This window comes from Streptomyces sp. x-80 (genome assembly GCF_046549095.1).
GTDB lineage: Bacteria > Actinomycetota > Actinomycetes > Streptomycetales > Streptomycetaceae > Streptomyces > Streptomyces celluloflavus.
In genome coordinates, this window is the sequence record NZ_JAJPWM010000020.1 from 104,146 (window position 1) to 122,019 (window position 17,874).

Genomic DNA, 17,874 nt, shown 5'->3' on the forward strand with positions numbered 1-17,874 from the left:
CTCAGATCCCCCTCCCCAACCCCAACTGCGCCAACGACCCGCCCAGCGCTTTCCGCGCCAACTGCTCTTTCTGCGCGAGATGCGCCAGATACAGCGCGGCCCCGGGGTGCCCGGCCGGCAGATCACTCACCGTCAGCACCTTCATCCCGATACTCAGCGAGGCCCGTATCGGATTGAGGTTCACATCGAACGCCGACTCGTTGACGGACAACTCGGTCAGTCTCACCGGCATCACCCGCTTACTGCCCCACGTGAACAGCGTCAACGGCATCTCTATCGGACTGATCTCGATGGTCCCCTTCTTGGTCAGCTTCGACGCCGCCAGAAGCTGCGCGATGGTCGGCTGCACCAGCATCTCCAGGACCGCCAACTCCGGATGAATCCCGTCCGGCGCCGCTACGTCGAGCTGATCGGTGGCGTCGATCTCCGCGGTGAACTTCCACGTCTCCTGCGCGGGCCCTTTGAGCCGCAGCGCCTCGTTCCGGTCCCCGCTCCCGCTCCCCCCGCCACCGCTGTCCCCCTCCCCACCGGCCGCCTGCGGCGCCACGGACCGCTCCAGCGCGTCCGGGTTGAATTGCAGCACGATGACGCGCTGGGGGATGCCGAGCTCGGGGTCGACGACGACTAATCCGGAGCGGATGGGTTTGGGGATGTCGGCGTAGCGGGTCATAGGCGGGCCTCCAGGCGGTTCACGAGGGGGACATAGTCGTACTGGGGGAAGGCTTCAGAAAATAGCGCAAGGCTTTCCCCTAGATTCCGGGAAGCCGCATGGAATTCTGGGCTACTCAAATTGACATCGGTAAAGAGGTACTGCCAGCCGAAGGCTCCCTTGGTGGCGAGTGCGGTTTCTGCGTATGCCCCGTAACTCAATTCCATGCGGGTAAGGCGTGACCGGGGCGTGTCGTGGTACCAGATCTCGGGTTCCGTGTCTCTGCTGGTGATGCGAATACCCGTTACTCGCCCGGTTCCGGAAAATGGTTCCTGATCCACTACTTTAAGGCTTGCCAGAACCTCTTGGTCGGATCGTGCCAGTGTGCTGTCCCCCAGAGGTGCCTGCCAGCGCGTCAGGCAAATGAGAATGTTGGTCAGGCATAGTTCGCCACTGGCCCGCGGTTGTCCAGTGGAGTCCCAGGATGCGTGAATTTCGTCTACCGGGAAGTAATGCTCTTGGAGATCTTCCGCTACAGACGGCGCAACATACTTCAGCAGTGTCGTGCGGACCTCCAGGTGATCGGCTGGGAGGGTGATTGACGGATCCGGAGGGCGGACCTCGACATTGAAGCCGGGAGAATCGATCAATTCTTTTACGGCGCGGGAGCTGCGTACCGAGAACCGATCTTCGCTTGACGGCAATTCGGATTCCTTTCCTACTGGAATGTTCGCCAGTCGATTTCTTTCTCGATTTTCTTGAGATTCACTATGGCCCTCCAGAGGTCCCTCCTCGTTTTGGCTTGCATGCGGGGGTGGGCGGCGAGGACGGCTTTTCCGATGTCTGGAATGCCGTTGTAGACAGGTCGCGTACCGAATGTCTTGCCGTTGGCGTCCTTTCCTGCTATGTAGCGGGCAACGGTGATCGAGATCTCTCCGGATGCGGTATAGATGCTGTCCTCTCCGGCTTGGTTGATGAAGAGCTTGTTTTGCTCGTCCTTGCCGGGCAGGGGGATGTTTCCGCGCCGTATCGTCTTCTTTGCGGGCTCGCGGAGCCAGGAGCTTCGCTTATCACGCGGCTCGCCGTTAAGCCTGCGATACCCGCCGTAGCTCGATTCCATCGAGCTAGGGAACCCCTCGGGGTATCCGTCCGGAGATTGGGTCGTGCCTCCGGTGTGGAACTGGACATTGGAGTGGAACCAGACCATCTCTTCCGGATTGGGCATGGCGTCATAGGCCGGGCGTTCCACGGCGGTCTTGAAATCGCCGTTCATGATGTTGCGGGCCGGCACCAGATTGTTGTCGGTGGCCATTCCCCCGATGGCCTCGGGGATGAGGTGCATACGCACCCACCCTGTATTATCCGAAAGCCGGTGATTCTTGACGTATGCCCATCCTTCCGGATGGTTCCCACGCTCTGCATCGCTGGCGATCTGGCCCGTATTCTTCACATGCTTGCTGAGGAAGTTAGCCGTCATTTGACTGGCCTTGCCCTGGTGGAAGATGGGGAGTTCCGGTTTGGGTAGACCGTCTTCTTCCACCTTGTCGAGCTGAATCCTTTGGTTGACCCGTTCACCAACGATGACCATTCCTTGAGGGTTGAGTCGGGCGATTACGGAAACCTCCGGATTCCCGGTGCCTTCCAGTGCTGACAGTCGGTACCACTCCCGCTCTCCTGCGAGCAGTTCGCGGAATGCGATCTCCTGCATTCCGTTGCCCTTGAGCTTGCTTTGCAGGGTGCGTCGGATCTTTGTGATGATCTTCCTCAGGCGGTCGCGTTTCGACTCTTCCGAGTCTTCCTTCTTCTTTCGTTGATCCTTCTTGTTCTTCTTGTTCTTGAACGGGTTCTTGCTTCTGGGCTTCTCGTGCCCCGGCTTTTTCGGGCCCTTGTCGTCTTCCCTGTGACGGGGCTTCTTTGGGTCACCCTCCTCGCTGTGCTTCGGTTTCTTAGGGTCGTGTTCGTTTTCCGGCTTGTGCTTGGGGTTCTTGGGGTCTTCGGCCGGATGCTTGGTCTTGGGGGTGTGGGGGGCGTCGGGCTCCTTGTTGGGTTTGGGCTTGCCGGGACCCTTGTCGTCTTCCTTGGGGGTGGGCTTGGTGGACGGATTTTCGTCTTCCTTGGGCTTGCTGGGCCCCTTCTCCCCGTCCTTGGGCTTGTTCGGGGACTCTCCCTTCGGCTTGGGCTTTGGTTCCGGTTCGGGCTTGGGATTTGGTTTGGGTTCCGGCTTGGGCTTGGGGGACGGGGTCGGGCGGGTGTCCGGCTTCTCGTCGGCGTTGGTCTTGGGCTTGCCGTTTTTGTCGTTGCCGGTCGGCTTTTTGCCGGGGGCCGTCTCGGGGCTGGGCTTGCCGGGGGCCGGTTCCTTTTCCGGGTGGCCGTGCGAGGTGGGCTTGGTGAGGTCGGGTTTTTCGCCGGGGCGGGGTTTGGTGGTCGCCGGGCGGGTGGCCGGGGCGCCGGGGGCCTTCGGGGCGGGTTCCTTGGACGGTTCCTGGTGCTGGGGCTTCTTGTCGCCGCCCCGGCCTCCTGAGTCCTCGCCGGCCGCGCCCTTCCTGCCACCGCCCCGGCCCTCCTTGCCGAAGCCCTTGCCGAGCCGGGCGGCGACACCCTTCAGCCGCTGGCCCACCTTGGCGACGTACTTGCCGATGCCGTTCAGCAGCCACTGGTAGAGGACTTCGAGGAGGGCGACCACGCCGGCCGCGACGGCCTTGGCGAAGAGGAGGCCGGCGCCGCCGAGGCGGACGGCCTTCAGCCAGTCGAGGACCATGGTCAGGGCGCGCAGGATCGCGCTCAGGGCGCCCCAGGCCGTGCGGATGGCGTCGATGACCGCCATCACCCACCCCGCGCCCGGGATCAGCTTGGCGACGACCTTGGTCATCACCAGGTCGCCGATGATGACCGGGAGTTGGGGGAGTACCGCGTCCCAGGCTTCCTTGACGATGCCGTCGAGTGTGAAGCCGCCGTTGAGCAGCTTGTCCAGGATGGCCTTCGGGACGCCGATGATCTCCTGGATCTTGTCCTTGAACCACTGTTTGACGGCCGACGAGACCTCCGCGAACAGATGGTTCTTCGCGCCGTCCACCGCCGAGTTCTTGGCGCCGCTCAGCCAGCCGCCCGGGTCGGAGAGGAAATCGACCGCGATGAGCATCCAGTCGCCGAGCGCGCTCAGCAGCTTGGAGGCGAAGGCCAGCACCGCCTTCACCGCGTCCACGACCGCCTTGACCGCGGCCTGAAGCAGCTGCTTGAGGATGTCCAGAATGCCGCTCAGCAGCTTGCCGATGGCGTTCAGCAGATCGGTGATGACCTGCTTCAGCATGGTGGCGAGCTTGTTGACGAGGGCGATCGCGGCGGAGATGAGGTCCGTGATCAGCTTTCTGATCCGGCGGGCCAGTTCGAGGACCGCCCGCACCATCGACTTGGCGAATTCGACCAGGTCGTTGATGAGGCTCTTGATCGCGTCGACGATGGCTTTGCGCGCCTCGCGGATCCAGCGCTCGACCGTCTCCTTGAAGTGCTTGATGAAGCCGACGACCGCCGCACGCGCGTCCTTGATGACCTTGACGATCGCGTTCTTGATCTCGATGACTTTTTGTTTGATCCAGTCGAAGGCTTTGCTGACCCAGTTGCCCGACTCGTCGACACTGTCGTCGCGCTTCTTCTTGGCGTCGTCCTCGGCCTTGGTGTTCTCGTCCTGGATCTTCTTGTCGCCGCTCTCCTTCTCCGTCGTGACGTCCTTGTCGGTGTTCTCCTCCTTGTCCTTGACGTCCTTGCGGACCTTCTCGTGCCGCTCGGTCTTCTTGGTGCCGAGCTTCTTGAGCTCCTCGTCCTGCTCCTTGCGCCAGTCGTCGCGATGACCGGTGACATCGGTCATCGCCTTCTCGCGCTCGCCCGCCTGGCTCTTGGTGTTGGCCGAGATCTCGGTATCGACCTGCTTCTTGTGCTTCTCCTGCGCGTCGCGGGAGTCCCGGTCCTTGGTCTGGCGGCCCTGGGACATGCTCTTCTGACCCTCGCCGAACGCGGCCTGGAACTGCGGCCCGCGCTCGTGCTCCGCCACTTCGGAGGCCGCCTCGGGAGGTACGGCTCCCGTAGCCGCGCCGCCCCCGGGCGCACCGCCCTGGCCGCCCTGCTGCCCCGGCACCTTCGCGGCCATCCGCTCCTTGGGCGCATCCGGGTAGACCTGGTCCTCACCCATCGGACGGCCCGTGTCGTCCCGTCCCGTCGCGATGGTCTGCTGACCCTTGGTGTCGACGGCTGCGCCCTGCTCGTCGGCCTTCTCGCCGGCGGCGCCCTGCATCTGCACGCCCGGCGCCTGGCCCGCCTGGGCCTTCTTGAGCGCCTCGTCCTGTGTCGGCAGCCCTGCGAACTTGGCGGCCAGCTTCTGCTTGTCGACTGTGATGCCGACCTTCTCCGCGAGCCAGCCCAGGCCGAAGCCCAGGGCCATCTTGAAGGTCTGCCAGCCGCTCGGCTCCTCGGCCTTCTCCGCCTCGATCTGGCCCTCGGGCTCCTTGGCACCCGTGACCTCGGCCTTCTCCTCCTCGGGAGCCTCCGACCGCTGCGGCGCACCCTGGTCGTACTGCGCCGGGGCGCCGGCCTTCGGCTTCCCCTGGAGGGTCTGCGGCGCACCCGCCGGACGCTGCATCGTGGGCGGCGCCGCGGCGAGCGACTTGTGCTCGTCGCCGACCGTACGGTCCACCGCGCCGCCCACCCCGCCCATGGCCTCAAGTGCCTTGTGCGGTTTGAGCTTTGCGGCCGTGGACAGTCCGGCCTCCGGCGACACGTTCGCGAGGTTCGGGGCCGGCCCGGAGTCCTTCTGGCTCTTCTTGACCGGGACGGCCGCACTGCCGCCACCGCCCCCGCCACCTCCCGCCCCCTGGGCGACGGGAGCCGGCCCGGCCGCCGCGGCCCGGTGCTCCGGTGCGGCCTGCGCGGCGGGCGCGGCCTGCGCGGCGGCGTCCGGAGCCGTACCACCCTGCTGCGCGGGGGCAGGCGCCGACGCCGTGCCCGTCGCACCCTCCGTACGAGGCTCCGGCCCGGCCTTCGCCGTACTCCCGCCGGACGGCGCACGCCGCGCCCCGGCGGCCGCGTCACCGCTCGCCCCACCGGAGGTGTCCGCGTTGGAGCCGCCGGAGACATGGCTGTCCCGGGCCGGTGAGGACGCCTGTGTGCCTGCTGCCGACGAGGATGCCTGCGTGCTCGCCGCCGGCGCGCCGTTGCCCGCTGGAGCCGACTGCGCCGGAGCCGACTCCGCCGGCTTCCCACCTGTCGCGGTCGCGCCACCCGTCGCGGTCGCGGTCGCACCACCCGCCGCGGAGGTACCGCCGGCGGCCTGCTGCGAGCCCTTCTCCTGCCCGCCCCCCGACGTCTCGCCCCCGGCCGGAGTGCCCTGTTCCTCCTTGGCCGCCTGCTCCCCGGGCCCGCCGCCGGTCCCCGCGGTGCCCGGTGCCTCCTCGACCGTGACCTGCGCGGCGACGGGTCCGGCCGCCGGGTCGGCGCCGCTCTTCGGGTCCTTCGGTGCCGCGCCCGGCCCCGTCCGCGCCTCGGCGGTCCGATCCGGCGCCATGGCGTCGTCCGGTCCGCCTGCGGGGCCGCCCGCCTCGTACGCCGCGTCCGACAGCCCCGTACCGGCGGGCCCGTCGGCGTCGGCGGTGTCCTCCTCGGGCCCGGCCTCCGCCGCCGCGTCCTCGGCGTCCTCCGCGTCCCGCTCGGCCTGCACCTTGTCCGCCCGGGTCGGCGGGGGAGCGGGGAACGACGGGAGCGCCGCATCGGCGGACGAGGCGGGGTCCAGCGTGTCCGCGGTCGGTACGGCGGACACATCGAGGTCCTGTGCGGGCAGATAGTCGTCCGGCTGGAGCGTGACGTCCCAGGCGCTCGGCTCCCCGCCCCCGACCGCCACCTCCGACTCGCTGCCGGCCCCGAACGGATCCTCGTCGGGCGCCTCCTCCGGACCGTCGAGATCCTGGCTGCGTACGCCGTCCAGCGTGCTGACCGCCCCGGGCGGCTGCGCGCCGGGGCCCGCCGCCATCGGCGAGCCCACGGACCTGTCCTGCCCGCGCCTGTCCTCGGGGCGCAGCTGCTGCCCCGCCACCAGCGGATCGACCGCCCCCGGACGGTTCTTGGCGGCGGACTCCTCCTTCCCCGCGACCGGGGTGCCCTGCTCGTCGGCGCCTTCCTTGCCCTCCTCGGCCCCGGTGTCCTTCTTCTCGCCACCCTGCTGCCCGCCCGCGGACGTCCCGGCTGCCGACTTCCCGTCAGCGGACCGGCTGCCCGGGGACTGCCCGTCCGAGGACTTCGCACCCCCGGCCGCACCCTGATCCGCGGCCTGATCCGCGCCCTGCCCTCCCGAAGCCGACGACGGAGCCGACGACGGAGCCGACGACGAAGCCGAGGAAGGACCCGACGGACCCGACGGACCCGAGGGACTCGACGACGGACCCGAAGACTGCTGCCGCGCCCCGCCGCCCGGCGCCCCGGCCGTCGTCCCCGTGCCCTCCGGCCCGTCCCCACCCCGCGGCGTGCTCCCGTCCTCCCGGGTGCCGCCGTTCCGCGGCGTACTCCCGGCGGCGCCCTCCGCCTCCGACCGGTCCTTCTCCGGCCCTGGCGCCACCGACGGCTGCTCCTCCTCTGCTCGCAGCTCCTCGGCCGCCCGCCGCTCGCTCTCGCGCGTGAACCGCAGCTCCTCGGCCGGATCCGTCTCGACGGCCGGCGCGTCGAGCGAGTTCTGCTCCAGCTCGTCATCGGCCTCGATCTCCGCGACGAGGTCGAGCACCCGCTCGTGCTCCGAGCTGAGCAGCCGGCTCTCCAGGCGGTCGAGAACCGCGTCCTGCAACTCCTCGGGAAGGCGGGCGAGTTGCATACGGGTGCGCTTCGACCGGTCCTCCGGATCACCCCGCACCGACCGCACCACGGAGTTCGCCAGCCGATCCACCAACGTCGCCGGATCCACCAGCTCCGCCCACCGCCGGTCCGCGTCCACCGTCGCGTACCGCAGCCACCCCGGCGTCGCCTGCCCCGGCCCGATATCTGCGGCGGGCTCCTCCCGTACGGCCCCGAGCATCGCCGCCCGCACGGACTCCTGCGCCGCCCCCTCCGCCTCCCGTTCCGCCGCCTCCTGCGGCAGGCTGACCGCACCCAGGTCGCGGCCCGCCCGCAGGGTGCCCAGGCCGTGCGGATTCTGGACGGTGTGCAGCAGCTCGTGCGCCAGCAGCCGCTGCCCGTCGGCCGTCCCGGGCCGGTAGGTGCCCTCCCGGAAGAAGATGTCCCGGCCGACGGCGAAGGCGTCCGCGCCCATCAGTTCCGCCAGCTGCCCGGAGTCCCGGTCGGTGTGCAGGCGGACCTGGCTGAAGTCGTGGCCGAGCTGCTCCTCAAGCTCCCGCCGGACGCTCAGGTCCAGCGGCTGTCCGGCGCCGCTGACGATGTTCTTCGGTTCGGGCGCCCGTGACCCGGCGCGCTCCTTGCGCTTACGGCGCTTCTCGTGGCGGGCCGCCTGGGTGTCCTGGGTCGCGGACCGTGCCGTACTCATCGGCCCTCACCCCGCCCCGCGAGCCCCGCGTGGACGGCGCGGGCCAGCGCCTCACCGATCCGTACGGGGGAGGTGGTGGCGGGCAGCGGGGGCAGCCCGGCGAGACCGTCCAGCGTGACGCCCGCCCCGTCGGCCGCCAGCGGCACGCCCCGCTCCCGTACGAGACGGGTCAACTCGCTCTGGAACGCGGCCGATACGCGGTCCGGGTCGATACGGGAATCGAAGCCGTCGAGGACCAGTTCGCCGATGTCGATACGGAAGGTGTGCGGTGCGGACAGCTGCCCCTGTCGCGGCCTTCGCGACTGCCCTTGCCCGTCCGCCGCGGACCCCCGCACCGCGTTCCCGGCCGTGTTCCCGGCCGTGCTGTCGACCCGGTGCCCGGCCTCGCTCCCGGCCCGGTGTCCGGCCTCGCCCCCGGCCCGGTGTCCGGCCTGGCTTCCGGCCTCGTTCGGACCCATCCGTGGATTCAGACCCATCCGTGGACCTCCGACGGCGTCAAGGAGCGTTCCAGCTTCAGGTATTCGGTGCGGGCGGCGGCCAGCATGTGGCGCATCTGGAGGTGGTCGCCCTCTTCGGCGGCGAGGAAGGCCCCGGAGAGGGCGATATTGCGGATCGAGCCGCCGGCGACGGTGAGCTGGGCGAGCAGCGCCGGGTCGATGCCCTTCATGGGGGCCCGCGCGGGCAGCACCCGGCGCCAGATTTCCGACCGTTCCCGCTCGCCCGGGAAGGGGAAGTCGACGACGAAGCGGATCCGGCGCATGAAGGCGGAGTCCAGGGCCTTCTTCATGTTGGTGGTGAGGACGGCCAGGCCGCGATACGCCTCCATCCGCATCAGGAGGTAGCTGACCTCCAGGTTGGCGTAGCGGTCGTGGCTGTCCTTGACCTCGCTGCGCTTGCCGAAGAGGGCGTCCGCTTCGTCGAAGAGGAGTAGCGCGCCGCCCCGCTCGGCCGCGTCGAAGACCCTGCTGAGGTTCTTCTCGGTCTCGCCGATGTATTTGCTGACGACCTGCGAGAGATCGATGATGAAGAGATCCAGGCCCAGTTCCCTGGCCATGACTTCGGCGGCCAGCGTCTTGCCGGTGCCGGAACCACCGGCGAAGAGCGCGGTGACACCGAGGCCGCTGCGGAGGGTCTCGGCGAAGCCCCAGTCCTGGTAGACGGTGCTGCGCTGCCGTACGTGCGCGACGACCTCCTGGAGGATGCGCAGCTGGCGGTCGGCGAGTACGAGATCGTCCCAGCCCGCGCGCGGCTCGATCCGGCGGCCCAGCTCGTCCAGGCCCATCCGCGCCTCGGTGAGCCCCGCCTGCCAGGCGAGCCCGGCGGCGTCCGGGGCCCCGGCGGTCGGCAGGTCGCGGCGCACGGTGGCGGCGGCGGACCGTACGACATGCGGCGGGAGCTGGAACTGGGCCACCAGGGAGGAGAGTTGGCGGGTGGACAGGCCGGGGATACCGGCGAAGGCGGTCGTCCACAGCTCCAGCTGTTCCTCGTCGGAGAGTTTCGGCACGGTGACGCGCTCGCCGCGCGGCCGGCCCGTCCGGCGGGGTTCCGGGGCGGCGACGACCAGGGGGACGGCCGCGCCCGCGATGAAGGCGTCCGCGGCGGCGTGCTGCTCGCGGTCCAGCTCGCCGACCTCGATCAGCAGGGCGGCGGGGAGCAGGATCGCCTCGCGCTGCCAGAGGCGGGCGAGCCGGTCGCGGTCCGCGGCGTCGGCCGGTATGTCGTCGGCGGCCATGGAGTACAGGCCGAGCCCCGAACGGCGGGCGGCGGCCGCCGCGATATCGGCGCGGGAGCGGAGATCGCCGCCGACCAGCTCGACGCGTAACGGGGCGTCCGGACCGGCGCCCGCCCAGCCCGCCGCGACGCGGTGCGCGGCCACGTCGTACGACGGCGGGAGGGTCTCGGGGGCGGTGGTGCGGCGCAGCAGGCCGTGCAGCCTGGCGTCCAGGTACGGCGAGCCGACGAGGAAGTGCAGGATGCGCTCGTCGAGGCGTAGCCGGGTGGTGGTGAGCCGGGTCTCGTCCGCCAGCTCGATCAGCCGCCAACGGCGTAGCGGGGCGACCGGGGTGAGGGCGGTCCAGTGCGGTTCGCCGAGGGCGGCCAGGGCGAGGGAGAAGGTGGGGTACGCACGGGCGGGGTCCCCGGCGGCGGTGGCGCAGCGGGCGTCGGTGGTCGGGTCCAGCTCGGCGGCGGCGGTCAGCAGGATGATGTCGCGCTCGAAGGGGGTCAGGCCGAAGCAGGTGGTGAGGGTGTCGAGGGTGGGGGGTGTGCCGGGTGTGGCTGCCGGGGCCGGGGCCGGGGCCGGGGTCGTGGCGGTCGGGGGGCGGTCCGGCCGGTCCGCGCCCGTCGGCTCCTTCGCGCCCGTCGGCTCGTCCGTGCCCGTGGCCTCGTCGGTGCCCGTCGGCGCGTACCCATCGGCCGTCTCGCCCGCGCTCCCCGTCGGCTCGGCCGGGCCGGTCGGCGCCTTCCCGCGGGCGCGCGCGGCATGGGCGTCCAGGCGCGCCAGTACGGACCGTACGGCCGCCGCCAGCGCCGCGCCGTCCGGGTCGCCGCCCGCCCCGCCCGGCGGCCTGCCGTCGCCACTGTCCATGTCCTTCGCCGCCCCCGTTCCCCGCACCGGGCCTCAGCGCCCCTTGCCGTCGTCGGTACGGCCCGGGTCGGCCGAGCCGCCTGGACCGTCCGACCCCCGCGAACCCTCGTATCCGCCCGGCCCGCGCGAACCGCCCGCCCCGTCGGCACCGCCCGCGTCCCCGGCCGCTTTACGTGCCCGCGTACGGGGACGGGGGCGGGAACGGGCGCCGGAACCTTCGCCCGCAGGGCCGGACGCGGCGGGTTCACCGCCCGGGGCCACCTTCTTCACGGTCCGCTTCGCGACCCTCTTCGCGGCGCCCGCCGAAGCGTCCGTACCCGCCGGAGCCTCCGTAGCCACCGGAGCGTCCGCCGACGCCGCCGCCTCCGCGCCCACCGCGCCCCCCTCCGGCGGAGCCACGCGCGCCCCCACCGGCACCGGGGCAACCTCCGGCACCACCGGGACCTCTGGCACCTCCGGCACCACCGTCACCTCCGGCCGCTGCACCGGCCTGGCCGGCACCGGCTTCTGGTGGCCGTCGAGCAGCACCAGCGACGCCTGGTACACCACCGACAGCGCATACGGCGTGTTGTTGAGCATCCCCCAGAGCTTCGAGGTCTCGTCGACGTCCATCTGCGTCGGCGTGAAGCGCACCTTCTGGAGCGACTCGGCGAGATCGCTGCCCGCCAGATAGGGCCGCTGGGCCGCCTCCTCGATCAGGTCCTTCGGCAGCACCGGTATCTCGTGCAGCGTGCGGACCACGCTGCCGATCAGCCGCTGCCCGACCAGCTCCGTCTCCTCGCCGTACGCGCTGATCAGGAAGTTCAGGTCGACCGCCGCCGCGGCCCGCTTCAGCAGGGTGCCGTCCGAGGCCCGGGTGACCAGATCGTTGTTGCCCATCGAGGAGTTGTGCGTGACCTGGTAGAGGAAGACCGTGACCGTCGGGTCGGCCGGCGGGTCGGCCGGCGGTTTACGGGTCTCCACCGAGACGGCCATGTCGATCTCGGGGTGGAGGTTGTGCTCGATCAGCAGCGCAAGGGCCTGGGTGACCGTCGCGACGGCGAGTGCGTTGCTCATGACGTCAGTTCCTCATCTCGTCGCGGGACAGGTACTCCGCGAGGCTCAGCGACGGCCCCCGGCGTTCCGTACGCGTCGGCCGCCCGCCCGCCGCGGGCCGGTCCGGGCCCGCCGCGCTGACCTCCAGCCGCCCGATCTGGATGTGCACCACCCGCTCGGCCGGACGCTGCCCGCGCCGCCCGGCAGCCGTGGTCCGCGCGGCGCCGCGGGCTGCGCGCGCCTCGTCCGTGCGCGGCCGGAGCGCCGGGGTGACGACGCGTGGCCCCGCGTCCGGGCCGGGCCGGGCGGGCGCGGGTGCCGCCGTGGGCGCGGGCCCGTCCCCGTCGGCGGGCCGCGTCCGCCGTGGTGGACGGACGACGTCCCGCGCGGTGTGCGGCGGCCCGGCGGCAGGCGATACGGCGGGATGTAACAAGGGTTCGGCGGCCGGGAGTTGATGCGCGGCGGGTTCGGGTTCGCCGCGCCGTGATGCCTCGCCGCGCAGCACGGTCTCCCGTTCGCTCGTCCTGACCTCCCGCTCGTACCGCACCGGTGGACCGGCGGGCGGCGAGGTCCGCGCCGCCGCCCCCGGATACGGCGGCTCCGGTCCGTCCGGCTCCGCCGCCGCGCCCGGCAGCGTCGTCACCCGCTCGAACGGGCCCGGCAGCCGCGGCCGCACGAGCGTGCGCCGGCCCCCCGCGGCCCCCGGAAGTCCGTCCGGGGGCGCCGGGGCGTGCCGCGCCAGCAGGCGGCCGAAGTAGTCGTCGGGTTCGTCAGGCATCCGCGCACAGCTCCAGGTAGTAGCGGCGCCGCTGCGGGCTCAGGGCCAGGATCTGGGGCTCGCTCCAGCCGTAGGCCGAGGCGAGCAGATGGACGTCCAGGAGCACCTCGCGCGCCCATGCGTCCAGTTCGGTCCACAGGTACGCGGCGATGTCCAGCTCCGCCGAGGTGGCCGCGCCGCACTCCGGGCAGGCGATGGCCAGCGTCAGCTCGGCGCCGGGGTCGGCCGCTTCGGCCGCCTCGGCGAACCGCTTCAGCACCGGTTCCGGGAGCCGCCGGACCTCGGCCGCCGTCGCCGCCCGGCCGCCCCGCACCGCCGAGACCGCACACCGCGCCGCCAACAGCCGCCGGGTGTCCGTGGCATCCGTGGCATCCGTGACGTCCGTGACGGCTGTGGCTGCCGCGGCGACGGCCGCGAGATCCGCGGCGCCGGGCAGCCGGAACTCCACCACCCAGTCCCCTTCCGTCACCCGCAGCCCGCCCTCGGGCACCACCGGGCGTACGGCGCCCAGTTCCCCGGCGTCCAGGTCGAACTCCATCGCCGCCCCGCACTCCGCGTCCGCGCAGTCGAGCGTGACCTGCATCCGGTCGCCGAACAGCGTTCGGCGCAGCGCGAAGAGATCGGCCGCCCGCTCCCCGAGCGGCACCGACAGCAGCGCGTCGGTGTCCGCCCCGGGGCGGGCCGCCCGGTGCAGCAGCAGGGCCCGGCCGCCGCCCTGCCGGGCCAGCCCGGCCTCCCAGGTGGCCAGCAGTTCCGCGGGCCCGGTGACCGTCATTCCTCACCTCTAGTGCCGTGACTTCACCTGCCGTACGGACCGGCTCAGGCCGGATTGGTGAACGACGGTTCCTGCGGTTCCGGCACCTCGTAGTCCCGCTCCCAGCCCTCGCACTCCAGCTTCAGGCTCTGGATGGCGACCGCGTTGGCGTTGGCGTCCAGCTCGCCCAGGACCTGGTACTCGCTCGGCCAGGCCCGGTAGATCTTGTGCGAGACGGCGACCTGCCCGGCCTCGTTGAGGACCTGGATGACGAGGTCCTTGCGGAAGTCGGCGAGCGACACCTCGGAGCCGAGTCCGGCGCCGACCTGCCAGACCTTGTTGGCCCAGCGGTCGAACTCCGGGTCGTGGGTGACCCCGCGCTCCAGGGTGATGCCCTCGAACTCCGAACGGCCCGGTGATTTGCGCGGGGAACTGGGGTCGCCGCCGTTGCGGTGCTTGACGACCTCGGTGGTGCGCTTCAGCGGGCTGATCTTGCTGATGCCCGCGACCGTACGACCGTCCCACAGGACCAGGAACTTGAAGTTCTTGTACGGGTCGAAGCGATGGGCGTTGATCTGAAACTCAGCCATCGGATTCCTTCACGTCCTCTGCCGGCAGGTCCGCTGCCCGCCTGTCCGGCTGCCTGCACGTCCTCTGTCCGCACGTCCGGTCGGCCGTACGTCGTTCCGCCGCACGTCCGGTCCGCCGTCCGGACGTCCGGCCCGTGCCCTTGCCCGCCGCGCTTCCCTAGCCGTCGAACTGCCCGGCCAGCTGCTGGATCGTGACGACCACGAACTCCGCGGGCCGGACCGGCGCGATGCCGACCACGACGTTGACGACACCGCGCTCGATGTCCGCGGCGGTCGTGGTGTCCTTGTCGCATTTGACGAAGTACGCCTGGCGCGGGGTGCCGCCCTGGAACGCGCCCTTCTCGAACAGCGAGTGCAGATAGCCCGAGACGTTCAGCCGGATCTGCTGCCACAGCTGCTCGTCGTTGGGCTCGAAGACCACCCACCGCAGGCCGCGCAGCAGGCTCTCCTCTATATGCAGCGCGAGCCGCCGCACCGGTACGTACTTCCACTCGCTCTCCAGCGCGTCCGCGCCCGCCAGGGTGCGCGCGCCCCAGATCAGCGGGCCGGCCATCGGGAAGGTGCGCAGACAGTTCACGCCGAGCGGGTTGAGCAGCCCGTTGTCCCGGTCGGTGAGCTTGACGGTGAGCGAGTGCACCCCGGCCAGCCGCGCCGCGGTGCCGGCCGGCGCCTTCCACACCCCGCGCTCGCTGTCCGTACGGGCGATGACCCCCGCGACGGCGCCGGACGGAGGGAAGGAGCGCAGCCGCCCGGTGAGCGGGTCGGTGAGCTGGAGGTGCGGGAAGTACAGACCGGCGTGGTCGCTGCGGACCGGTGCGAACGCGGCGATCCCGGCACGGGCGGCGTCCACCCCGCCCCAGCCGGCGGGCGCGTCGACGAGCAGGAAGATCCGCCGTTCCTGGCAGAGCCGTTCGGCCGCCGAGAGCACGGTGAGCATGTCCTCGGTGGACTCGTACGACGCCAGCTCCGGCAGCGCGAGCAGGTTGACGTCGGGCACCTCGCGCAGCGCCTGGAGGCCGCTCTTGCGGGCCTCGCTGCCGATGAGGTCGCGCGGCCCCGGCGGCTCGCCGTCCGCGCCGCCGTGGAGCGGGAAGACCGGCGGGTTGACGGACGCCTCCAGGCCGAGGTCGTTGGCGCATTCGCCGAGGAAGCGCACCACGTCGCGGGGGTCGGTGGACCCGGCGACCACCTGGATACGGCGCCCGAAGGCGATGACCTCGGCGCCCGCGAAGGCGTGCTTGCCGGGGGCGTCGGGCAGCGCGCGCAGCTTGTGTTCGAGCAGCAGCGCCAGCTCGGCGACATCGCAGGGCGGCGCGCCGTCGCAGTCCGGGTCGTAGAGCGTGAACTCGCGCTCCACCTCCCCGATCTTCACGGTCAACTCGACGTTCAGGTCGGGGAGTTCGTGGTGGAACGCCTTCGAGACCGTACCGGAGGGGTCGGGCCGGTCCTCGCCGACGGCCTCGACGCGGATCAGCGCCGAGTCCGCGTTGATCACGGTCTCGGCGTACCGGCCGTGGCCGGGATCCATGGACAGGCCGGAGAAGGTCTCGTGGGTGGTGCCGTGCGCGTCCAGGATCCGGAGGTCGAAGGTCTCGTGGGGGTGCGGGGTGTCGTGGTCCACGGCCAGCCGGAGGCCCGAGCCCCAGCTGCCCGGCTCCTTGGCGTGCACCTCCAGCACCGGGCACCGGCTGTGGCCCTCGGTGGACTCCAGGGTGGCGCAGGCTTCCTTGCCGGTGCCGGCCTTGGTGACCCGGACGATCACCGCGACGGTGCCGCCGTTGCCGAAGAACTGGTGGACGGCGTAGCCGACCGGACTCCGTGCGGTCAGACCGCCGAAGCGGCGCTCGAATTCGGCGAAGCTGGTGACCCGCACCGGCCGGTTGAGCGGGCCGCGCCGGGTGTGGCCGATGAAGGCGGTCACGGATGTCGTGACGGTGGTGATGCTGTGGACGCTGCTGGGAAGCTCTTCGACATAGACGCCGGGATAGGTCGTTTGTGTCGGCTGTGTCGGCATTCCCTCTCCAATCCCTTCAGGCACCGAGTGTGCGGACACCAAGAAATCGGGAAAGGCCGAGAAAAGGGGAGAGCGGTGGGCGCGGACGAGTCCGCGGTCACCCCCTGCCGACCGCGCCGCCCCCGGCACCCATCAAGTTCCCCCGTCTGTATCCGGCGCGGATCGATCTGCCGACCGGTCTGCACGGGACCAAGCCCGAAGCTTGTGACTCTTGATGCGTAAGTGATGCGCAATTTCTCAACGCAGTCTGGGCTGTGGGGAGTTGGGCGGTCAAGGAGTCATTCGGACACCCTGTGCGGAGGTGTTGTGAGGGTGCGTCGCACGTTCTTCTCCAAGGGTTCGCCGCGCCACCCGAAGCGGAACCGCGGGTGTGCGGTACGGGAGCCGTACGGGACATGCCGCACCGGATGCGGCGTACGGCGTACGGCGCTCACCGGCGCGGGTGGCGCGGACGAGAGCGGACGGGAGCGGGGCGCGGCCGGGCCGCCATCGAAAGCCGGCCGGGGGCCCCTCCGCGACCGGCCCATGGCAGGTCCGGGGCGGGCCCGGCCAAAGGATCTGTGACTGTTATCACCGCTGGAGTGTGATCTGCGATTTAGGGACCTAGGTCCTGCGGCGATAACCTGCAAGACGGACATGCCGCGTATCCGGTCACCGTGTACGCCTCCCCTGTGACAGCGCCGTCACGTTGCCCTTCGCGGCACGCCCATGCAGACAACGAACCGCGATCACTACGGCGATTCAGAGTAGACAAGGGACGGACGCGCGTGGACCTGTTCGAGTACCAGGCGAGGGACCTCTTCGCCAAGCACGGTGTACCGGTGCTGGCCGGTGAAGTCATCGACACGCCTGAGGCGGCGCGCGAGGTGACCGAGCGGCTGGGCGGCAAGGCCGTCGTCAAGGCGCAGGTCAAGGTCGGCGGCCGCGGCAAGGCCGGCGGTGTGAAGCTGGCCACCGACGCGGCCGACGCGGTCGCCAAGGCGGACCAGATCCTGGGCATGGACATCAAGGGCCACACGGTCCACAAGGTGATGCTGGCCCAGACCGCGGACATCGCGGAGGAGTACTACGTCTCCTTCCTGCTGGACCGCACCAACCGCACCTTCCTCGCCATGGCGTCCGTCGAGGGCGGCGTGGAGATCGAGGTCGTCGCGGAGGAGAACCCCGAAGCGCTGGCCAAGATCCCGGTCGACGCCAACGAGGGCTGCACCCCGGAGAAGGCCGCCGAGATCGTCGCTGCCGCGAAGTTCCCGGCCGAGATCGCCGACCAGGTCGCCGAGGTCCTCCAGCAGCTGTGGACCGTCTTCATCAAGGAGGACGCCCTCCTTGTCGAGGTCAACCCGCTGATCAAGTCGGGCGACGGCAAGATCATCGCCCTGGACGGCAAGGTCTCCCTCGACGAGAACGCCGACTTCCGCCAGCCCGAGCACGACGCGCTGGAGGACAAGGCAGCGGCCAACCCGCTCGAAGCCGCGGCCAAGGCCAAGGGCCTGAACTACGTCAAGCTCGACGGCGAGGTCGGCATCATCGGCAACGGCGCCGGGCTCGTCATGAGCACCCTGGACGTCGTCGCGTACGCCGGTGAGAACCACGGCAACGTCAAGCCCGCCAACTTCCTCGACATCGGTGGCGGCGCCTCCGCCGAGGTCATGGCGAACGGCCTGGAGATCATCCTCGGCGACCCGGACGTCAAGTCCGTCTTCGTCAACGTCTTCGGTGGCATCACCGCCTGCGACGAGGTCGCCAACGGCATCGTCCAGGCCCTGGAGCTGCTCAAGTCCAAGGGTGAGGACGTCAGCAAGCCGCTGGTCGTGCGCCTCGACGGCAACAACGCGGAGCTGGGTCGCAAGATCCTGTCCGACGCCAACCACCCGCTCGTTCAGCGCGTGGACACCATGGACGGCGCGGCCGACAAGGCCGCCGAGCTCGCGGCTGCGAAGTAAGGGACCAGGACTCC

11 protein-coding genes are annotated in these 17,874 nt (G+C 70.6%); 1 reads left to right on the forward strand and 10 read right to left on the reverse strand.

What is annotated here, in order from left to right:
• Position 1 precedes the first annotated feature (1 nt).
• From ACLJWH_RS32615 to ACLJWH_RS32660, 10 genes are all read right to left on the reverse strand, one after another.
• Entirely contained in the window at positions 2–670 is a 669-nt protein-coding gene (locus ACLJWH_RS32615; RefSeq protein ID WP_411145375.1) for a hypothetical protein, read from the reverse strand.
• Complete coding sequence (locus tag ACLJWH_RS32620; RefSeq protein WP_411145376.1) at positions 667–1,353, reverse strand: hypothetical protein; 687 nt, start codon at positions 1,351–1,353, stop codon at positions 667–669. The genes ACLJWH_RS32615 and ACLJWH_RS32620 overlap by 4 nt, the downstream gene beginning before the upstream one ends.
• A gap of 14 nt (positions 1,354–1,367) precedes the next feature.
• Entirely contained in the window at positions 1,368–8,159 is a 6,792-nt protein-coding gene (locus tag ACLJWH_RS32625) for a DUF4157 domain-containing protein (protein ID WP_411145377.1), read from the reverse strand.
• Complete coding sequence (locus ACLJWH_RS32630; RefSeq protein WP_411145378.1) at positions 8,156–8,617, reverse strand: hypothetical protein; 462 nt, start codon at positions 8,615–8,617, stop codon at positions 8,156–8,158. Before ACLJWH_RS32630 ends, ACLJWH_RS32625 begins: the two co-directional genes overlap by 4 nt.
• A gap of 8 nt (positions 8,618–8,625) precedes the next feature.
• A complete protein-coding gene (locus tag ACLJWH_RS32635) occupies positions 8,626–10,746 on the reverse strand; it encodes an ATP-binding protein (protein WP_411145379.1) in 2,121 nt (706 codons plus the stop codon).
• A 33-nt stretch (positions 10,747–10,779) separates the two neighbouring features.
• The gene (locus tag ACLJWH_RS32640) at positions 10,780–11,802 is read right to left on the reverse strand and encodes a DUF4255 domain-containing protein (protein WP_411145380.1); all 1,023 of its coding nucleotides are present in this window, start codon (positions 11,800–11,802) and stop codon (positions 10,780–10,782) included.
• Between the two features lie 4 nt (positions 11,803–11,806).
• Entirely contained in the window at positions 11,807–12,559 is a 753-nt protein-coding gene (locus tag ACLJWH_RS32645) for a hypothetical protein (RefSeq protein ID WP_411145381.1), read from the reverse strand.
• Positions 12,552–13,334 carry a hypothetical protein gene (locus tag ACLJWH_RS32650; protein WP_411145382.1) on the reverse strand — a complete coding sequence of 261 codons (783 nt, stop codon included), beginning with the start codon at positions 13,332–13,334 and terminating at the stop codon, positions 12,552–12,554. Before ACLJWH_RS32650 ends, ACLJWH_RS32645 begins: the two co-directional genes overlap by 8 nt.
• A gap of 44 nt (positions 13,335–13,378) precedes the next feature.
• Positions 13,379–13,903, reverse strand: a complete 525-nt coding sequence (locus ACLJWH_RS32655; protein ID WP_411145383.1) for a phage tail protein — start codon at positions 13,901–13,903, stop codon at positions 13,379–13,381.
• 157 nt (positions 13,904–14,060) lie between these two features.
• Positions 14,061–15,917 carry a phage tail sheath family protein gene (locus ACLJWH_RS32660; RefSeq protein WP_411145384.1) on the reverse strand — a complete coding sequence of 619 codons (1,857 nt, stop codon included), beginning with the start codon at positions 15,915–15,917 and terminating at the stop codon, positions 14,061–14,063.
• 767 nt (positions 15,918–16,684) lie between these two features.
• Here ACLJWH_RS32660 and sucC point away from each other — a divergent pair.
• Positions 16,685–17,860: an ADP-forming succinate--CoA ligase subunit beta gene (gene sucC / locus ACLJWH_RS32665; RefSeq protein ID WP_411145385.1), complete on the forward strand. Its 1,176-nt coding sequence runs from the start codon at positions 16,685–16,687 to the stop codon at positions 17,858–17,860.
• Positions 17,861–17,874: the final 14 nt, after the last annotated feature.

What these genes read in the sequence shown, in the direction of transcription:
- ACLJWH_RS32630 (WP_411145378.1), bottom strand. Translation starts at nt 8,617, where the DNA reads ATGGGTCCGAACGAGGCCGGAAGCCAGGCCGGACACCGGGCCGGGGGC.
- ACLJWH_RS32635 (WP_411145379.1), bottom strand. Translation starts at nt 10,746, where the DNA reads ATGGACAGTGGCGACGGCAGGCCGCCGGGCGGGGCGGGCGGCGACCCG.
- ACLJWH_RS32645 (WP_411145381.1), bottom strand. Translation starts at nt 12,559, where the DNA reads ATGCCTGACGAACCCGACGACTACTTCGGCCGCCTGCTGGCGCGGCAC.
- ACLJWH_RS32655 (WP_411145383.1), bottom strand. Translation starts at nt 13,903, where the DNA reads ATGGCTGAGTTTCAGATCAACGCCCATCGCTTCGACCCGTACAAGAAC.
- ACLJWH_RS32615 (WP_411145375.1), bottom strand. Translation starts at nt 670, where the DNA reads ATGACCCGCTACGCCGACATCCCCAAACCCATCCGCTCCGGATTAGTC.
- ACLJWH_RS32640 (WP_411145380.1), bottom strand. Translation starts at nt 11,802, where the DNA reads ATGAGCAACGCACTCGCCGTCGCGACGGTCACCCAGGCCCTTGCGCTG.
- ACLJWH_RS32660 (WP_411145384.1), bottom strand. Translation starts at nt 15,917, where the DNA reads ATGCCGACACAGCCGACACAAACGACCTATCCCGGCGTCTATGTCGAA.
- ACLJWH_RS32650 (WP_411145382.1), bottom strand. Translation starts at nt 13,334, where the DNA reads ATGACGGTCACCGGGCCCGCGGAACTGCTGGCCACCTGGGAGGCCGGG.
- ACLJWH_RS32625 (WP_411145377.1), bottom strand. Translation starts at nt 8,159, where the DNA reads ATGAGTACGGCACGGTCCGCGACCCAGGACACCCAGGCGGCCCGCCAC.